Here is a 17,462-nt window from a genome sequence, read left to right as displayed (position 1 = left end):
CGCGCGAGCGTGTAGCCGGTCATCGTCCAAGCGACGACCGCCTGGGTGGACCCGAATTTGGTGATGAACGTGCGCTGGGCCACCCCGACGACTGTGGCGTCCATGATCGCCATCACCACGGCAACGGCGCACACACCGGCTATTCGCAGTAGGCCCAGGTCGAGCCGGTCCGGATAGCTGGACTCGTTGCTGGTCGACTGGCGGGAGCGCAGCACGGACCCCAGCGTAACGACAATTAGCTAGATGACCAACCTACTTTGCGGATGCTGACGTAGTCTCGCAGCATGACGCTGACCGAAATCCCGTTGACCACTCTGGACGATCGCCCCACGTCATTAGCCGAATACGCCGATCGCGCCGTGCTCGTCGTCAACGTCGCCTCGAAATGCGGCCTGACCCCGCAATACAGCGCACGTTCATCACCAAATTCGGGTCCACCCAGGCGGTCGTCGCTTGGACGATGACCGGCTACACGCTCGCGCTGGCCACGGTGATCCCACTGGCCGGTTGGGCCGCCGACCGATTCGGCACGAAGCGGCCTTTTATGGCGTCCGTGCTTGCATTCACCGTGGGTTCGTTGCTGTGCGCGCTGGCGCCAAACATCAGTGTGCTCATCGTATTTCGAGTACTTCAAGGTCTTGGCGGCGGCATGCTGATGCCGCTGGCCGTCACGATCTTGAGCCGCGAGGCTGGTCCGAAACGGATCGGCCGTCTGATGGCGGTGCTGGGTATTCCGATGCTGCTCGGCCCGATCGCGGGACCGATTCTCGGTGGTTGGCTGATCGACACCTATAGCTGGGAGTGGATTTTCGGGATCAACGTGCCGATCGGTTTGGCGGCATTCACCCTGGCTGCACTGGTGTTTCCACAGGATCGCGCAACCCCGTCGGAGGCATTCGACGTCGTCGGCATGCTGCTCCTGTCGCCGGGCCTGGCCGCGCTGCTGTACGGGGTCTCCTCCATCCCGGGTCGCGGCAGCGTCACCGACGAGCACGTGTGGATACCGGCGGTCGTCGGCTTGGTGATGATCAGTGGGTTCGTTCTGCACGCGCTGTACCGGACGGAACACCCGCTGATCGATCTGCGGTTGCTCAAGAATCGCGAGGTCACCGCCGCCAACTCAACGTTGTTGTTCACTGCGGCAGCCCTTTTCGGCGCCGGATTGCTGCTCCCGAGCTGCTTTCAGCAGATGTTGCTCCAAACGCCGCTGCAGTCAGGGGTGCACATGATTCCGGAGCGGTTCGGTGCGCTGGTCGCCATGCCGATCGCCGGAGTGTTGCTGGATAAGCGGGGCCCGCACAAGGTCGTGCTGGCCGGCATCACGTTGATCGGCGCGGGCATGGCCGTCTTTGCCTACGGCGTCTCGACGCACGCAGCCTATCTGCCCGTACTGCTAGCGGCGCTGACGCTGATGGGGATGGGACTGGGTTGCACGACGATGCCGCTCGTGGCGGCGGCCGTCCAGTGCCTGGCACCGCATCAGATCGCCCGCGGTTCGGCACTAGTGCATGTCAACCTTCAGGTGGCAGCATCGATCAGCACCGCACTGATGTCGGTGATCCTTACCAACCAATTCAACGACAGCAGCAACATTTCACACGCCTACACCGCGGTGTTCGTCGTGGCCGCCGCGGTGGCGCTGTTGGCGTATATCCCTGCGGTGTTTCTGCCCAAGCAGCCGATCGCCGCGGTAGCCGACCGGCCACCGATGATGACTCACTGACCCCGGCTGCCGCGCACGTCTACTTGGCCGTCGCCATAGTGGTCGTGATCTGCGGCAGCCAACAGCCAGGCGTACTGGAATGCGACTTCCTTCCACCGCTCGTAACGACCGCTGATACCGCCGTGGCCGGCGTTCATCTGAGTCTTCAGCAGCACCGAGTTGCCGTCGGACTGGGCGTGCCGCAACGCCGCAACCCATTTCGCCGGCTCTACGTAATAGACCCGGGTGTCATTCAGCGAGGTCATTGCGAGGATGGCCGGGTACTTCTTGTTGCCGACGTTCTCATAGGGAGAGTAGGCCTTCATATAGGAGTAGACGGCCTTGTCCTGCAAGGGGTTTCCCCACTCGTCCCATTCGGTGACAGTCAGCGGCAACGACGGGTCCAACATGGTTGTCAGCGGGTCGACGAAAGGCACCACCGCCAGGATGCCGGCGAACAGACCCGGCTCCTGATTGGCCACCGCGCCCATCAACAGGCCGCCTGCGCTGCCGCCCATTGCCACCAGGCTCTGCGGTCGGGTCAGCCCGGAGTCAACCAAATGCTTTGCCACCGCGACGAAGTCGGTGAAGGTGTTCTTCTTGTGCAGCAGCTTGCCGTGCTCGTACCACAGCCGGCCCATCTCACCGCCGCCGCGGACATGCGCGACGGCGAAGACCATGCCCCGATCCAGCAGCGACAGCCGCGGAATCGCGAACTGTGGATCCTGGCAGATCTCGTAGGCGCCGTATCCGTACAGCACTGCCGCAGCCGGGAATTCGATGTCGGCCCGGTGCACGATCGACACTGGAATTCGGGTGCCGTCGTCTGCCAGTGCCCATTCGCGTCGTTCGACGTAATCCTCGCGCCGGAAGTCGCCGAGCACCGGTTGCTCACGCAGCAATGTGCGCTCTCCGGTGACCAGGTCGAGGTCGTAGATCTGCACCGGCGTGACAAACGATCCGGCACCGATGCGCAGCTTCGGCGAATTCCAGGTCGGGTTGGGCCCAAGGCCTGCGGACATCAGCTCGGAGTCGAACGAAATCTCTTCGGGACTGCCGTATCCGCCGTCGTCACCAATGGGCCACAGCTGGACTCGCGGCAGCGCCTCCCGTCGATAACTGAGCACCAAATGCCGTTCGAAGGCATCCACGGCGTCCAGCCGGACGTCATCCCGATGGCCGATGAGCGTCCGCTTCGCGGCTGGTTCACCGACCGGCGTCTCGACGAGCGTGAAGTTCACCGCACCCTCGTTGTGCAGGATCAAAAACCGATCCTCACCCGCGACGACGGCGTGCTCAACCGAGTATTCGACGCCGTCGCGGCGCGGCCACACGGTCCTGAATTCAGCCTGCGGATCGGCGGCATCGGCGTAGCGGACCTCCGATGTGATCGCCGATCCGGCGGCAATCAACACGTAGGCGTCGCTGCGGGTGCGCCCGACTGCCAGCCAAAACCGCTCGTCGGCTTCGTGATAGACCTTCACGGCGGGCAGTCCAGAGCCGATGCGATGCCGCCATACCGTGTCCGGACGCCAAGCCGCATCCACGGTCACGTAATAGACGGTGCGGTTGTCGGTCGCCCAAGTTGCGCCCGCACCGATCCCGACGATCTCGTCGGAATATCGTTCGCCGGTATGTAAATCCTTGAACCGCAGGGTATAACGTTCGTCGCCGACGATATCGACCGAATATGCCAGGACGTTGCCGTCGGGGCTGACGCTGGCGGCACCCAAGGCGAAGAAGTCATGGCCGTCCGCCTCGATGTTCTCGTCGAGCAGCACCTGCTCGCCGGGAATCTCGGTGTGCTCGTCGAACACCGGCGGCGTCCAGTCGCCGGGATTGGTGACCGGACAACGGCAGTGCACGCCGTACTGCTTGCCTTCGAAGCTGCGGGCGTAATACCACCACTGACCACGTCGGGTCGCGACCGACAGATCGGTCTCCTTGGTACGCGCCTTGATCTCCTCGAAGATGCGCTGCCGCAAGGGTTCCAGCTGCGCGGTCGACTGATCGGCGTAGTCGTTCTCCGCCTCGAGGTAAGAGATCACGTCTGGATTGGCTTTGTCACGCAGCCATTCGTAGGGATCGACGAACACGTCTCCGTGGAATTCCCGTCGGCTCTCGACCCGTTTCGCGACCGGCGGCGCAGGTGTACCGCTCACGCGCCGGGCCCGATCCAGTCGTCGAACCGCAGTCCGGAAATCCGTTGGTAGGCATCCACGTAGCGGTCGCGGGTGGCGTCGATGATGTCGTCCGGCAGCGGCGGGGGTGGCTGCGAACCCGCCCGGTCCCAGCCGGACTCGGGACCGGTGAGCCAGTTGCGGACGAACTGCTTGTCGAAACTGTTCTGCACCACCCCGGGGCGGTAGTCGTCAGCCGGCCAGTAGCGCGACGAATCCGGAGTGAAGACCTCGTCGGCCAGTACGAGCTCGCCTCGATTGTCGATACCGAACTCGAATTTGGTGTCGGCGATGATGATTCCCTTTCTCAGGGCATGGTCGGCGGCCTGTACATAGGTCTGCAGCGTACGGTCGCGCAGTTGGTTGGCCCGCACCGCGCCCACCATCTCGGTCACCCGCGCGAACGAAATGTTCTCGTCATGCTGGCCCAACTCGGCCTTGGTCGCCGGAGTGAACAACGGCGTGGGAAACTTGCTGGCCTCGACCAGACCCGGTGGCAGCGGGATACCGCAGAGTGTGCCGCTGGCCTGGTAATCCAGTAAACCCGAGCCGGTCAGGTAACCGCGGGCCACACACTCCACCGGCAGCATCTCCAAGTTGCGCACCACCAGCGCGCGGCCAAGAACCTCGTCGGGAATCCGTGGATCGTCCGGCGGTCCGGCCAGGTGGTTGGGCGCCTCGACGAAGTCGAAGAAGAACACGCTCATCGCGGTCAGGATGCGGCCCTTGTCCGGAATCGTGCTGTCCAAAACGTAGTCAAACGCCGAAATCCGGTCAGTTGCGACGAACAACAGATGCTCGTCGTCGACGCGGTAGAGCTCGCGGACCTTGCCGCTGGCCAGATGTTGGTAGTCGGACAGAGCGGGACGCATCGGGTCAGCTTAATGGCGATCGCAAGCGCGGCGGAGCCGGGCGCTGGGGGCACCACCCGCTTGCGGGGGACGGGTCGCCATCATGATCAAGCCGCGATCGCAAGCGCGGCGGAGCCGGGCGCAGCGGGTCGACACGCGATTATCGGACAACTGCGCACGACTGCTGTGCTGGGATCAGGGCTATGAAATCGCGGTTCGTCCCTTACGCCACTACTCCTGGTCGACTGCTGGCGCAGTTGCTCAGCGATGCCGCCGTCGTTGTGTGGACTGTTGTATGGGTGTCCGTCGGCGTTGCCGTGCACAGTGCGTTGGCGACGATCGCCGCAGTGGGTCGCCAGGTCGAAGGCGGCGCACACGGCGTCGCCGGCAACCTGTCGTCTGCGGGCCACAACGCCGACCGCGTCCCGCTAATCGGAGACGCCGTCAGCAAACCGCTCACTGCGGCCAGCCACGCGGCGCTGGACATTGCCGGGGCCGGACACGATCTGGACACCACCGCCAGTTGGCTGGCCGTCGTCCTGGCGCTGGCGGTTGCGGCACCACCGATTTTCGCTGTGGCGATGCCCTGGCTGGTGCTGCGGTTGCGCTTCTTCCGCCGCAAATGGACGGTGAGCGTATTAGCTGCCACGCCGGCCGGTGAACAGCTACTCGCGTTGCGGGCATTGACGAATCGACCGCTGCGGCGACTCAGCGCCGTCAGCCCCGACCCGGTCGGCGCGTGGCGCCGCGAGGATCCCGCTGCCATCCGTGGCTTGGCCGCCCTTGAGCTGCGGTCGGCGGGAGTCAGGATCCGCTACCCTGGACGCCCTGCCTGACCCGACGCCAAATTCGCAGCAGGCCGGCAGCGACCACAATTACCCACGCCGCCAACGCGTCCCAGAAGAACACCAGCGAAATCGTATGCAGGGATCGCTGCTGCAGCTCGCCTGCCATCGCGTCAGTGGCGGCCGAGTACATGCCTAGTGGGAACACCAGCGTCCACCACACCCCGGTGAATTGCAGGACCTCAGGACGCTGACTGATGCGATGCAAACCGAAATAGATCAGCGGCGGTATCCACAGCGTGGCCGCCACCCAGGTCACTACCGTGACCGTGCGGACGCCGCCGGCCAGCCAATGCGGGGCCTGCGAATGGATGTAGTCACCGGCCAGCGTGGCGATCGCCAACCCGCCCATCAGGATCCAGGTGTCGGGCTCGAACCCGTCGCGATCCTGGCGCTCGGCGACGGCGCGCCACAGCATCAACCAGGTCATCACGCAGTAGATGACGATCGCTATTCCCCAGATCGGCAGGGCAACCATCAACCACCAGCGGTGGCCGGTGTGGTGAGCCGCCTGGGCGGCAACGATCGCCAAGCCGGACGAGCCGACGCTGGCCAGCTCCCACGCGCCGTGCACTCGGTCCCGCAGGGCTGGCCACCCGTGTCCGGACATATTCCTCGCGGTGAGCACGATCAACACCAGCCACGACAGCAATGCGATCGCGCCGAGGGCCCGCACCACAATTGGATGAGACACCAACCGGGAGTCCAACACCGCGCATCCTGCGACGAACGTGAACAATCGCAGGGTGATATCGGGGTCACGCAGGTCCCACGGCACGATCTGACGCCTGGCCGCGACGCCGATCAGCACCAGCGCGACGAGGGCCAGCAGGCCGAGCGACGCGAGGATGCCCAGTGTCCCGCTGAGCCACGGGTAGTGGTGGTTGTGTGCGGCGATGGACAGGATCCCAGTCGCCATCACCGCCGAGAAAACGTCCGGCGTCAGTGTGATGGCAATGAGTCGGATCTTCACCCCGCACCGAGCAGCGTCACCACCAGATGGCGGATGCCGGTGTGGCGGTTGCTACGAGTCCATTCCACAGGTGCGACGAGCTGCACGCCGCCGAAGCGCGTCAGCAGCTCCTCGAACAACACTCGCAATTCCAGTCGGGCCAGGTTAGTCCCCAGGCAGTAGTGCACGCCCTGACCGAAGCCTAAGTGCGGATTAGGTTTACGCGTGACGTCGAATTCATCGGCGCGGTCGAATACGCTGGCGTCCCGGTTAGCCGAACCTTCCCAGATCTGGACCTTCTGCCCGGCCGAGATCGGCTGCCCCCCGAGTGTGACGTCGCGGGTGGCGGTGCGCCGTTTGGATGGCGACGGCGATGTCCACCGAATTATCTCCTCCACCGCCGTGGGCAGCATGCCCAGATCCGCACGCAGCGCTTGCAATTGGTTCGGGTGATCGGCCAGCGCCAGCAGGCCGCCGGCAACCGCGTTGCGCGTCGTCTCCGCTCCGGCGCTGAACAGCAGGCTGAAGAACAAATACACTTCGAGGTCCGACAGAGCCGGCACCCCTTCAGCATCGTCGCGCTCTGCGTTGGCCACTACCGACAGCATGTCGTCGGTGGGCTGGGCGCGCTTCGCAGCGATCAGCTCTTGGCCATAGGTGTACATCCGCGACCCGGCCTCTTCGACCGAGAGCTGCGAAAGGGAAGCCTTGCGGGCACCGCCGAAGTCGAACTGCGGCTCGATCGCCTCGAAGAGCCAATGCCGGTCGGACTCAGGCACTCCCAGCAGGATGCAAATCATCTGCATGGGCAGTTCGGCCGCGACGTCAACCACGAAGTCGAACGGCTCTCCCGGCACCACGGCGTCCAGCAGCCGGCGCGCCCGGCCGCGCAGATCGTCCTCGACGCGGCGGATCATCCGGGGCGTCAGGCCGGAGCTGACAAGTCGCCGGATCTGCGAGTGACGTGGGTCGTCCATCATGTTGAGCACTTGGCCCGCGATCGCCAGGTCCTGCAACAGCGTGCCGCCGAAGGGGCGGTCACCGCCGGTGACGGATGAGTACGTCTCCGGATCTTTCAGCACCTCAAGCGTTTCCGGGTAGGTCGCCACTGACCAAAAGCCTTCACCGTCGGGGGTATGTTCGGTGGGCTCATGCCAGTACACCGGCGCTTCTCGGCGGTGGACCGCGAACATTTCGTGCGGAAATCCGTTCGCGAAATTATCCAGATCGGTGAAGTCGATTCCCGCCAGGGCACCGGCGCGCGTCACAGGATCGCGCCCGGCGTGTATTTGGCCGCCTCCGGGTAGCGCGCAACCAGGGCTTCCACCGCTGCGACCACCGTGTCGACCTGATCGCCGGCGGCGCCGGTGAACGCCTGTTTGTCGGCCAGCGCGGCGTCGATAGCGCGGCGGTCCAGCGGCAACCGCGGGTCTGCCGCCAACCGGGCGAGAAGATCAGGATCGGCGCCGTCGCGCATCGCCAGCGCGGCCGCCACCGCGTGCTCGCGGATCACCTCGTGCGCGGCTTCCCGCCCCATCCCGGCGCGCACGGCCGCGATCAGTACCTTGGTCGTCGCCAAAAACGGCAGATAGCGGTCCAGCTCACGGCCGATCACCGCCGGGTAGGCGCCGAACTCGTCGAGCACGGTCAGCATTGTCTCGATCTGCCCGTCGACGGCGAAAAAGCTGTCCGGCAACGCCACTCGGCGCACCACCGAGCAGAACACGTCGCCCTCGTTCCACTGCGCGCCGGCCAGTTCGGCGGCCATCGAGGCGTAGCCGCGCAGCACCACCTGCAGACCATTGACCCGCTCACAGCTTCGGGTGTTCATCTTGTGCGGCATCGCCGAGGAGCCAACCTGACCCGGCGCGAAGCCCTCAGTGACCAGCTCGTGCCCGGCCATCAGCCGGATGGTGTGCGCCAGCGACGACGGTCCCGCGCCGAGTTGCACCAGTGCCGAGACCACTTCGTGGTCCAACGACCGCGGGTACACCTGACCGACGCTGCTCAATACCGTTGCGAAGCCCAGATATTCGGCGATGCGCTGTTCGAGCTCCGCCAGTTTCGCCCGGTCGCCGAGCAGATCGAGCATGTCCTGGGCGGTACCCATCGGACCCTTGATACCGCGCAGCGGATAACGGTCAATCAACTCACGCAGCCTGGTCAGCGCCAGCAGTGTCTCTTGGGCTGCGGAGGCGAACCGCTTGCCTAATGTGGTCGCCTGAGCGGCGACATTGTGGCTCCGTCCAGCCATCACCAGGTCGCGGTACGCCACCGCGCGCTCGGCCAGCCGCGCCACCACCGCCACGCCGTGGGAAAACACCAGCTCCATCGACCGGCGAATCTGCAGCTGCTCGACGTTCTCGGTCAGGTCACGGCTGGTCATGCCCTTGTGCACATGTTCGTGGCCGGCCAGCGCGTTGAACTCCTCGATGCGGGCTTTGACATCGTGGCGGGTCACTCGCTCGCGGGCCGCGATGGAGGCCAAATCGACGTCCTCGAGCACCCGCTCGTAGTCGGCGAGCGCCTGTTCGGGAACCGGCACGCCCAGCTCCGCCTGGGCTTGCAGCACCGCCAGCCACAGCCTTCGCTCGGCGACAACCTTGGCCTCCGGCGACCAGATCGACACCATCTCGGCGCTGGCATATCGGGCGGCCAGCACATTCGGGATGTTCACAACGTCACAGCTTACGGTTGAGATGCGGCAAGCTGAGCGGATGTACTTCGTCGGTGTCGACCTTGCCTGGGGAGAAATCAACCAGAGCGGGATTGCGGTCGTCGACGCCGACGGTCGGCTGCTGCATGTCGGGGCGGCGCACGACGACGCCAGCATCGAAAGCGCACTGGCGCCCTATGTCCGCGAAAAATGCCTGGTCGCCATCGACGCGCCGCTCATCGTGAAGAACCCGACCGGACACCGCCCGTGTGAGAGAGCACTGAACAGCGATTTCCAGAAGTTCGAAGCTGGCGCCCGCCCGGCGTATACCGGCAGACCCGAGTTTGCCCGAGGTTCCCGCGGAGCCAGGCTCGCCGACGTGCTCGCCCTGGATATGGACCCGCGCAGCCAGGCGAGCCGACGCGCCATCGAGGTGTACCCGCATCCGGCGACCGTGGTGCTTTTCGGCCTGGACCGCACGCTGAAGTACAAGCGCGGCGCCTTCGACGGTCGCCAGCGCGGATTGCTGCAGCTGATGACGCAGATCGAGGGGCTCGACGAGGCGACGCCGCGACTGCGCGTCAACCATCACGTGGCCTGGGTCGAGCTGCGCAACAGGGTGTCCGCGGCAACTCGACCGGTACAGCTAGATGGGGCCGAAGATCCCGTCGACGCCGTTATGTGTGCCTACCTCGCGCTGTATTGGTATCAGCGTCCTGAGGACATGACGATCTATGGCGACTTCACGACGGGTTACATCGTCACGCCATCGCTTCCGCCCGAGCTCGTCGCGCCGGAGGCCGCGCCTGACCCCGACGCCATGGAACAGCGGCTCGCGCGCGTCACCGCGCTCCTTGAGGAAGCGCAACTCGAGCTAGCGGCGCTTCGTGCGCTATCGATTACTCCGAGGCGTCGGCCAGGTGCGGCTGGTCGGTGACACCACCGCGAAAACCGAGCCGGCGTTTGACGACGACAGTGAGCAGTGCCAACACGACGCCGCTCGCGATCAAGACCGCGGCCAACATGTACTGCTGCCCCGGGCGCCCCGATAGCGGTGTCACCAGATACAGGCAGGCCGCAAATCCGATGACGGGCAACGCGGTCGGCGTTTTGAAGTGGCGGCGGGTTCGGCGGACATCGCGGCGCAACACCAGCGCCGCGACATTGACTGTCGCGAACACCGCCAGCAATAGCAGCGACGTGGTGCCGCCGAGCACCTCGATCGCGTCGGTGTTGGCGACCGCGGCGACATAGAGGATCAGCGCGAAGGCGACCGCAGTGGTGAACAGGATTGCCACCCACGGCACCCGTTTGTTCGGGCTCACGACACCCAGCACCGGCGGTAGCACCTGCTGACGCGACATCCCGTAGATCAACCTGCTGGCCATGAGCATGCTGATCAGCGCGGTGTTGGACACCGCGATCATCGAGATGAACGGCAGGATGGTTTTGATGGGCAGTCCCGGCGCTCCGATACCTACGACGTCGATCAGCGGGGTATCGCTGACTTTCAGCTCCCCGACCGGCACCAACGCCACGGAGATGATCGCCACGACGACGTAGACCACGCCCGCGATGCTCAGCGCGGACAACAGGACCTTCGGGAAAGTCCGGACCGGATTCTTGATTTCTTCGGCCATGTTGACCGAGTCCTCGAACCCCGTCATCGCGAAAAACGCCAACGAGGTGGCCGTAGTGACGGCCAGAAATACGTTCTTGTCGGTGCCGGTGTCGAACGCGACCACTCGCGCGAAGTCGACATGCTCGCCCGAACCGAATGCCCACAGGCCGACGAGAATCACCAGAACCAGCCCGGTGATTTCGATGCTGGCCAATACGACATTGAGCTTGACGCTTTCTCCCACGCCGCGCAGGTTCACCGCGGCCAACGCCGCGATGAACAGCAATGCGACCAAAACAACGCCCACCACACCCCAACGGATGTGGAATGCGACAACGAAGTTGGCCGCGAAAAACCGCGCTGCCATCGATGCGGACGTGATTCCCGCGCACATCACGACGAAGGCGACCAGAAACGTCACGAACTGATTGCCGAACGCCTTCTGCGCATACAGCGCCGCACCCGCCGCCTGGGGATATTTGGTGACCAACTCCAGATAGCTCAAGGCGGTCACGGCTGCGATCACGAATGCCAGCAGAAACGGAACCCACGCTGCGCCACCGACTTCGGCTGCCACATCGCCGATCAACGCGTACACGCCGGCGCCCAAAATGTCGCCCAGAATGAAGAACAGCAGCTGCGGCGGTCCTATCACACGACGCAGGTGAGGTTGCCGCCCGAAGGCCGCAGGGACGTCCGTGGTGCCTTCCGGAAACCCGCCGACCACCGAAGCCGGTGCAGGATCAGATCTGCACGGGCCGAAGTTCGAACGGCGCCAGCACATCGATGACGTCCATCACGGTCGCCCTGGCGGCAGCCCGCGGGTCCTGCTGGTCGTCGACCAGGGCGGAGACCACAGCGCCGTCGACCGCGTAAATCAACGCCGACACCAGCTCGAGTCGCACCAAACGTCCCGACCGCTCGATGGCATCGGCGACGGCGTCGACGCGTTGACGCAGGTTTCGGCGCTGGATATCCCGCAGCGCCGGTAGCCGGGCGCAGGCGATGTAGCGCTCGTAGCGCGAGATCAGCTGCTCGATCAGCCGCGGGCCGGTGTCGTCGCCGACGAGCAGATCGACGAGGACGTCGGCGGTGGTCTCCGGGCCGCGGCGACGCCGGGACAGACTGGCCACCCGGGCCCGCAACTGAGCCACCTCCAACATCCCGACGTGCGAGACCGCGCTGGCGATCAGGTCGTCGAGGCAGGAGAAGTAGTAGGTGGTCGACGCCAGTGGCAGGCCCGCCCGCTGCGCGACAGCCCGGTGCCGCACCGCTTCGAAGCCGCCTTCGCACAGCAGCTCGGCGGCCGCGCTGATCAGCGCGTACCGTCGACGTTCTCCCTTGGGAGTGACCGCTGCCGTCACGCATGACATGCTGCCAGGCAGTTAGGGGCAGTATTGCCCTTTCGGACAAACGACCGCTCGGTTGACATCGCGCCGGCGACCAGGAGCGGCGCACTTTATGATGTCCGGCATGCCGGACTTGTCCCGTCGTGCCGTGCTGCGCCTTGGGGCCAACGCGGTCGCCGGCGCCGTCGGCGCCTACACGTTGGGGACGCTGTTTCCGGCTCGGCCGTCAGTAGCCGCACCGGCGCCGACGACCGGCGGCGTTCCGTTGGTTCCGCCACCGCTGGAACCGGCACCCGCGCCGGTCGCCGCCCCGACGATGACGACCGGTTCATTCGTGTCAGCAGCGCGCGGCGGAGCGACGACCAACTGGGCGATCGCGCGTCCGCCTGGCCAGACCAAGGCGCTGCGACCGGTGATCGCGCTGCACGGCAAGGGCAGTGATGCCGCCACGGTGATGGCCGGCGGGGTCGAGCAAGGCCTGGCTCAAGCCGTCGACGCCGGCCTACCGCCGTTTGCGGTGGTCGCCGTCGACGGCGGCGGAAGCTATTGGCACAAAAGAGCTTCCGGCGAAGACTCGGGCGCCATGGTGTTGAACGAACTCATCCCGATGCTCGACAAGCAGGGGCTGGACACCTCACGCGTGGCGTTCCTCGGCTGGTCGATGGGAGGCTACGGCGCGCTGCTGCTCGGGGGCCGGCTCGGGCCAGCGCGTACCGCGGCGATTTGCGCGGTGAGCCCGGCACTGTGGCTCTCGCCCGGGGCCGCGGCGCCGGGAGCCTTCGACGGCGCCGACGACTGGTCGGCCAATTCGGTGTTCGGGATGCCCGCGCTGGCGTCGATCCCGATCCGGGTGGACTGCGGCAACAGCGATCCGTTCTACGCCGCTACCAAGCAGTTCGTCGCGCAATTGCCCAATCCACCCGCAGGCGGCTTCTCGCCAGGTGGGCACGATGCATCGTTCTGGAGCGCGCAATTACCCGCCGAGCTGACCTGGATGGCGCCGCTGCTGACGGCGTAGCCGCGTTTTCGGAACGCCCTCGCGTTGAGAGTGAATCCTCGGCGACGACACGCCGATGAGCATCGCCCTGTATTCACACTGAAAGTCGCTCGCGGCGGCGGGCTACACCTCGATGACGACCGCGCCGCCCTGGCCACCGCCTGCGCACATCGCCGCCACCCCGATCCCACCGCCGCGGCGGCCCAATTCGTGCACCAGCGTGGTCAGCATCCGCGCGCCGGTGGCCGCGATCGGGTGGCCCAGACTGCACCCGCTGCCGTAAATATTGACCCGATCCTCGTCGAGGCCGTACTCGCGGCACGCCGCGATCGGGACCGACGCGAACGCCTCGTTGATCTCCCACAGCGTGACGTCGGCGGGCGACAACCCGGCGCGGTCGAGCACTTTGCCGATCACCCGGACCGCGCCCAGTCCGGTGTCTTTGGGCTCGACGCCGACCGATGCCCAGGTCTTGACCGTCCCCAGCACGGTCAGACCGGCTGAGCGGGCAAAGCCGTCGTCGGCCAGAGTCAACGCGGCTGCTGCGTCATTGGTGCCGCTGCTGTTCCCGGCGGTGATGGAGAACCCCTCGATCTCGGGGTGGAGCACTTTCAGTGACGCCAGCTTTTCCATGCTGGTGTCCCGACGCGGATGCTCATCGACGCTGAACTCCACGAGCGCATCCTGCGGTCCGTGGATCTTCAGCGGCACGATCTCGTCGACGAACGCGCCCCCGTCGATCGCCGCGATCGCACGTTGGTGTGACCGCAGCGCCCAGGCGTCCATCTCTTCGCGAGTAATGCCGACGGCTTCTGCGGTGTTCCAGCCCACCGTGATGGACATGTCACGGGTAGGCGCGTCGGGTGTCTCGACGTGCGTCGGCGGCATCCACCGCTCCTCGAACTCCAGGGTGGGGCCGGGAATGCGCCAGTTCATCAGAGGACCCGTCGACAGCGACTGCACACCGCCGCCCACCACTACCCGTTCCACGCCTGAGCCGATGTGGGCTGCGGCGTTGGCGACAGCGGTCAGACTGCCCGCGCAATGCCGGTTGACGGCCTGGCCGGGCACCGAAACCATGTCCGAGGCGGCGGCTGCGTAACGCGCCAAATCCCCGCCGCCGTAATGCGACTCGGCAAAAATCACATCGTCGATGACGTCTGGCTCGACACCGGATCGCCGGACTGCCTCGGCCAGCACCGTGGTGGCGAGCACTTCGGCGGGGGTGTTGACCAGTGAGCCTTTGAACGACGTCGCGATTGCGGTCCGGACGGCACTGACGATGACGGGCGTGCGCATGTGGTCAACCTTCGGTTGTGATTTCAAGTCAGCCTAGAATGACTAATCGTATCAACTACCGTAGTGGCGACGATAACCCCGGGCACAGCCGCGAGGCTTACGATCCCACCGTGACCGTGCCCTTCGGCTGGGACTTGCCCTACGACTGGCCGCGTAAGCCCGTCCTGGCGCGCAACGTGGTGTGCACCTCGCAGCCGCTGGCCGCCCAGGCCGGACTTCGGATGCTGGCCGACGGCGGTAGCGCCGTGGACGCGGCTGTCGCGGCGGCCATCAGCCTCACCGTGGTTGAACCGGTGTCCAACGGCGTCGGATCGGACGCCTTCGCGATCGTCTGGGACGGCCAGCGGTTGCACGGATTGAACGGGTCGGGCCGCTCTCCTGCCGCATGGACGCCGGAATACTTCGACGGCAACGGTGTTCCCGCATTCGGCTGGAATTCGGTGACCGTGCCCGGGGCGGTGTCAGCGTGGGCCGAATTGCACGCGCAGTTCGGCAAACTACCGTTCGAGCGACTCTTCGAGCCGGCAATCTCCTACGCCCGCAATGGTTTTCTGGTATCGCCGACGGTCGCCGCGCACTGGGCGGCGCAGCTCCCGGTCTTCAAATCCCAACCAGGGTTTGCGCAGTTCATCATGCCCGGGGGACGCGCACCGGGTCCTGGTGAAGTCGTCACCTTCCCCGAGCTCGCGGTCACGTTGGAGAAGATTGCGGCCAGCAACGGCGAGGCGTTTTATCGCGGAGAACTGGCAGCTCAACTCGAGGCGCACTCGGCGGCTCACGGCGGCGCAATGCGGGTGAGCGACCTGGCCGCGCACCGGTCGGATTGGGTGGGCACCATCAGCCGCGACTACCGCGGCTACACCATCCATGAGATCCCGCCCAACGGTCAGGGGATCGCCGCGTTGATCGCGCTGGGAATCCTCGAGCAGTTCGACATGGCCGGCTTACCAGCAGATTCGGCCGATAGCGTGCATCTGCAGATCGAAGCGATGAAGCTCGCCTTCGCCGACGCTCAAGCCTGCGTCGGCGACATCGACCATATGCTGTTTCCCCCGGAGAGCCTTCTCGACCAGGAGTATTTGAAACAGCGAGCTCGGATGATCGATCGCAAGCACGCACAGCCTGTCATGGCGGGCGCACCCAAGGGCGGCACGGTGTATCTCGCCGCGGCCGACACCGCAGGGGTGATGGTGTCGATGATCCAGTCGAACTACATGGGATTCGGATCCGGTGTGGTGGTGCCGGGCACCGGGATCTCGTTACAGAACCGGGGCGTGGGTTTCGTTGCGACGCCCGGACATCCGAACCGGGTCGGCCCGAACAAGCGTCCCTACCATACGATCATCCCGGCCTTTATGACCAAAGGCGGCGCTCCGGTCATGAGCTTCGGGGTGATGGGCGGGACTATGCAACCGCAGGGCCACCTACAACTTGTGGTGCGCATCGTCGATCACGGCCAGAACCCCCAGGCGGCGTGCGACGGCCCCCGGTTCCGTTGGTTGCACGGTATGCAGGTGAGCTGCGAACAGGGTTTCCCGCCGTCCACCCTTAGCGAACTGCAGCGGCGTGGCCACGAGTTGGTGGTCGTTGACGACTACAACCAGTTCGGCAGCTGCCAGGCCATCTGGCGACTCGACGATGGCTACCTTGCGGTGAGCGATCCTCGCCGCGACGGCCAGGCCGCGGGGTTCTAGGCGTGCACCTTGCCCTGAGCGGCGGCCAGGCCGATGTCGGTGCGAAAGTGCCCACCCGGCAGCCGGATTGAACCCAACGTGTCATAGGCAGCGGCGCGAGCGGCGTCCAAGTCGGCACCGGTTCGTACGACCGAGAGAACCCGTCCGCCCGAGGACACCACCGCGCCGTCGTCGCGCCGGGCCGTTCCAGCATGCAACACGCCGTCGGCCTCCGCCCCGACGATGACGTCGCCGACTCGCGGACGGCCCGGATAATTCTCCGCTGCCAGCACCACCGTCACCGCCGCGCCATCCCGCCAGCGCAGTTCCCCGAAGCCGGCCAACTCGCCGGTGGCCGCCGCATAAAGCAACTGCCCCAACGGGGATTCCAGCAGCGCCAACACCGACTGCGTCTCCGGATCCCCGAAGCGGCAATTGAATTCGATCACCGCCGGCCCGCTGCCAGTGATCGCCAGACCGGCGTACAGCAATCCGGTGAAGGGACAACCACGTTGGACCAGTTCGGCCGCAACGGGTTCCACGATCGTCGTGACGATATCGCGGTAAACATCGTCGGGCAGCCAGGGCAGCGGCGCATAAGCGCCCATGCCGCCGGTGTTGGGCCCGGTGTCGCCGTCACCGACTCGTTTGAAGTCCTGAGCCGCCAACAGCGGGACCACGGTGGTGCCGTCGACCACGCAGAACAGCGACACCTCGGGGCCGTCCAGGTACGACTCCAACAGCACAGGGTGCCCCGCCTCGAGCAGCGCGGCCGCATGAGCGCGCGCGACACCGCGGTCCGCCGTGACCACTACGCCTTTACCGGCGGCCAACCGGTCGTCTTTGACAACCCAGGCTTGGCTGCCGGCCGTCGGCCCGAACCGATCCAGTGCCGCATCCAAATGTGCGGGGTTGTCCACGATCTCACTGGAAGCCGTGCGCACACCGGCGGCGGCCATCACGTCTTTGGCGAACGCCTTCGAGCCCTCGATCCGGGCGGCGTCTTTGCTTGGCCCGAAGCAGGCGATGCCGGCGTCGCGCAGGGCGTCGGCCACGCCGAGCACCAGCGGCACCTCCGGCCCGATCACCACCAGGTCGGCCGCAACCTGCCGGGCCAGCGCGACGACGTCGTCGCCGGAGGTGATGTCGACTTGGTGCTGGTCAGCTACCGCAGCCGTACCAGCGTTCCCCGGCGCAATGGCCAGCGCGTCAACCTCGGGGTCGTCGCGAAGCGCCAGGAGCAGCGCATGTTCACGGGCACCTGAACCGATCACCAGGACACGCACGAAACCTCACCTTAGCCGAGTGGCGTTGATCGGCCCGCCCGGAAGGTGACG

14 protein-coding genes and 2 pseudogenes are annotated in these 17,462 nt (G+C 65.7%); 6 read left to right on the top strand and 10 right to left on the bottom strand.

Annotated features, from left to right (window positions below; genetic code table 11):
- A pseudogene (locus A5707_RS06735) lies at positions 1-215 on the bottom strand (MFS transporter); the annotation flags it as partial.
- Positions 216-284: 69 nt separating this feature from the next.
- Here A5707_RS06735 and A5707_RS23090 point away from each other — a divergent pair.
- A pseudogene (locus A5707_RS23090) lies at positions 285-413 on the top strand (glutathione peroxidase); the annotation flags it as partial.
- Positions 386-1,723: a DHA2 family efflux MFS transporter permease subunit gene (locus A5707_RS06730; RefSeq protein ID WP_082969298.1), complete on the top strand. Its 1,338-nt coding sequence runs from the start codon at positions 386-388 to the stop codon at positions 1,721-1,723. The pseudogene A5707_RS23090 and the gene A5707_RS06730, both read left to right, overlap by 28 nt.
- On the opposite strand, the gene A5707_RS06725 is transcribed toward A5707_RS06730, so the two are convergent.
- Positions 1,717-3,864, bottom strand: a complete 2,148-nt coding sequence (locus tag A5707_RS06725) for a S9 family peptidase (RefSeq protein WP_065013735.1) — start codon at positions 3,862-3,864, stop codon at positions 1,717-1,719. The genes A5707_RS06730 and A5707_RS06725 overlap by 7 nt on opposite strands.
- A complete protein-coding gene (locus A5707_RS06720) occupies positions 3,861-4,754 on the bottom strand; it encodes a phosphoribosylaminoimidazolesuccinocarboxamide synthase (protein WP_065013734.1) in 894 nt (297 codons plus the stop codon). The genes A5707_RS06725 and A5707_RS06720 overlap by 4 nt, the downstream gene beginning before the upstream one ends.
- A 182-nt stretch (positions 4,755-4,936) precedes the next feature.
- Here A5707_RS06720 and A5707_RS23725 point away from each other — a divergent pair, with 182 nt between their 5' ends.
- Positions 4,937-5,569 carry a hypothetical protein gene (locus tag A5707_RS23725; protein ID WP_065013733.1) on the top strand — a complete coding sequence of 211 codons (633 nt, stop codon included), beginning with the start codon at positions 4,937-4,939 and terminating at the stop codon, positions 5,567-5,569.
- Here A5707_RS23725 and A5707_RS23720 read toward each other — a convergent pair.
- The 3 genes from A5707_RS23720 to purB are packed head-to-tail and all read right to left on the bottom strand — an operon-like array spanning position 5,538 to position 9,207.
- Positions 5,538-6,551: a tellurite resistance/C4-dicarboxylate transporter family protein gene (locus tag A5707_RS23720; protein WP_065013732.1), complete on the bottom strand. Its 1,014-nt coding sequence runs from the start codon at positions 6,549-6,551 to the stop codon at positions 5,538-5,540. The two genes, A5707_RS23725 and A5707_RS23720, sit on opposite strands and share 32 nt — an antisense overlap.
- The gene (locus A5707_RS06705; RefSeq protein ID WP_065013731.1) at positions 6,548-7,798 is read right to left on the bottom strand and encodes a cytochrome P450; all 1,251 of its coding nucleotides are present in this window, start codon (positions 7,796-7,798) and stop codon (positions 6,548-6,550) included. The genes A5707_RS23720 and A5707_RS06705 overlap by 4 nt, the downstream gene beginning before the upstream one ends.
- The gene (gene purB, locus A5707_RS06700; protein ID WP_065013730.1) at positions 7,795-9,207 is read right to left on the bottom strand and encodes an adenylosuccinate lyase; all 1,413 of its coding nucleotides are present in this window, start codon (positions 9,205-9,207) and stop codon (positions 7,795-7,797) included. Before purB ends, A5707_RS06705 begins: the two co-directional genes overlap by 4 nt.
- A gap of 22 nt (positions 9,208-9,229) precedes the next feature.
- On the opposite strand from purB, the gene A5707_RS06695 reads away from it, so the two are divergent.
- Positions 9,230-10,123 carry a DUF429 domain-containing protein gene (locus tag A5707_RS06695; protein ID WP_269455140.1) on the top strand — a complete coding sequence of 298 codons (894 nt, stop codon included), beginning with the start codon at positions 9,230-9,232 and terminating at the stop codon, positions 10,121-10,123.
- Here A5707_RS06695 and A5707_RS06690 read toward each other — a convergent pair.
- Positions 10,086-11,462: an APC family permease gene (locus A5707_RS06690; protein ID WP_232000647.1), complete on the bottom strand. Its 1,377-nt coding sequence runs from the start codon at positions 11,460-11,462 to the stop codon at positions 10,086-10,088. The two genes, A5707_RS06695 and A5707_RS06690, sit on opposite strands and share 38 nt — an antisense overlap.
- Positions 11,463-11,550: 88 nt before the next feature.
- Complete coding sequence (locus tag A5707_RS06685; RefSeq protein WP_065013728.1) at positions 11,551-12,180, bottom strand: TetR/AcrR family transcriptional regulator; 630 nt, start codon at positions 12,178-12,180, stop codon at positions 11,551-11,553.
- Positions 12,181-12,268: 88 nt separating this feature from the next.
- On the opposite strand from A5707_RS06685, the gene A5707_RS06680 reads away from it, so the two are divergent.
- Positions 12,269-13,174 (top strand): alpha/beta hydrolase-fold protein, encoded by a 906-nt coding sequence (locus tag A5707_RS06680; RefSeq protein WP_065013727.1) that lies wholly within the window; start codon positions 12,269-12,271, stop codon positions 13,172-13,174.
- 102 nt (positions 13,175-13,276) lie between these two features.
- Here A5707_RS06680 and A5707_RS06675 read toward each other — a convergent pair whose 3' ends face one another.
- Positions 13,277-14,452, bottom strand: a complete 1,176-nt coding sequence (locus A5707_RS06675) for a thiolase family protein (RefSeq protein WP_065013726.1) — start codon at positions 14,450-14,452, stop codon at positions 13,277-13,279.
- A 110-nt stretch (positions 14,453-14,562) separates the two neighbouring features.
- On the opposite strand from A5707_RS06675, the gene A5707_RS06670 reads away from it, so the two are divergent.
- Positions 14,563-16,146, top strand: coding sequence for a gamma-glutamyltransferase family protein (locus A5707_RS06670; RefSeq protein ID WP_065013740.1), 1,584 nt, complete (start codon positions 14,563-14,565; stop codon positions 16,144-16,146).
- On the opposite strand, the gene purD is transcribed toward A5707_RS06670, so the two are convergent.
- Positions 16,143-17,411, bottom strand: coding sequence for a phosphoribosylamine--glycine ligase (gene purD, locus A5707_RS06665; RefSeq protein ID WP_065013725.1), 1,269 nt, complete (start codon positions 17,409-17,411; stop codon positions 16,143-16,145). The genes A5707_RS06670 and purD overlap by 4 nt on opposite strands.
- Positions 17,412-17,462: the final 51 nt, after the last annotated feature.

This window comes from Mycobacterium kyorinense, from assembly GCF_001672775.1.
Lineage (GTDB): Bacteria > Actinomycetota > Actinomycetes > Mycobacteriales > Mycobacteriaceae > Mycobacterium > Mycobacterium kyorinense_A.
Note: the sequence above shows the minus strand (reverse complement) of the source record. Positions and strands in the feature narration are given on the sequence as shown.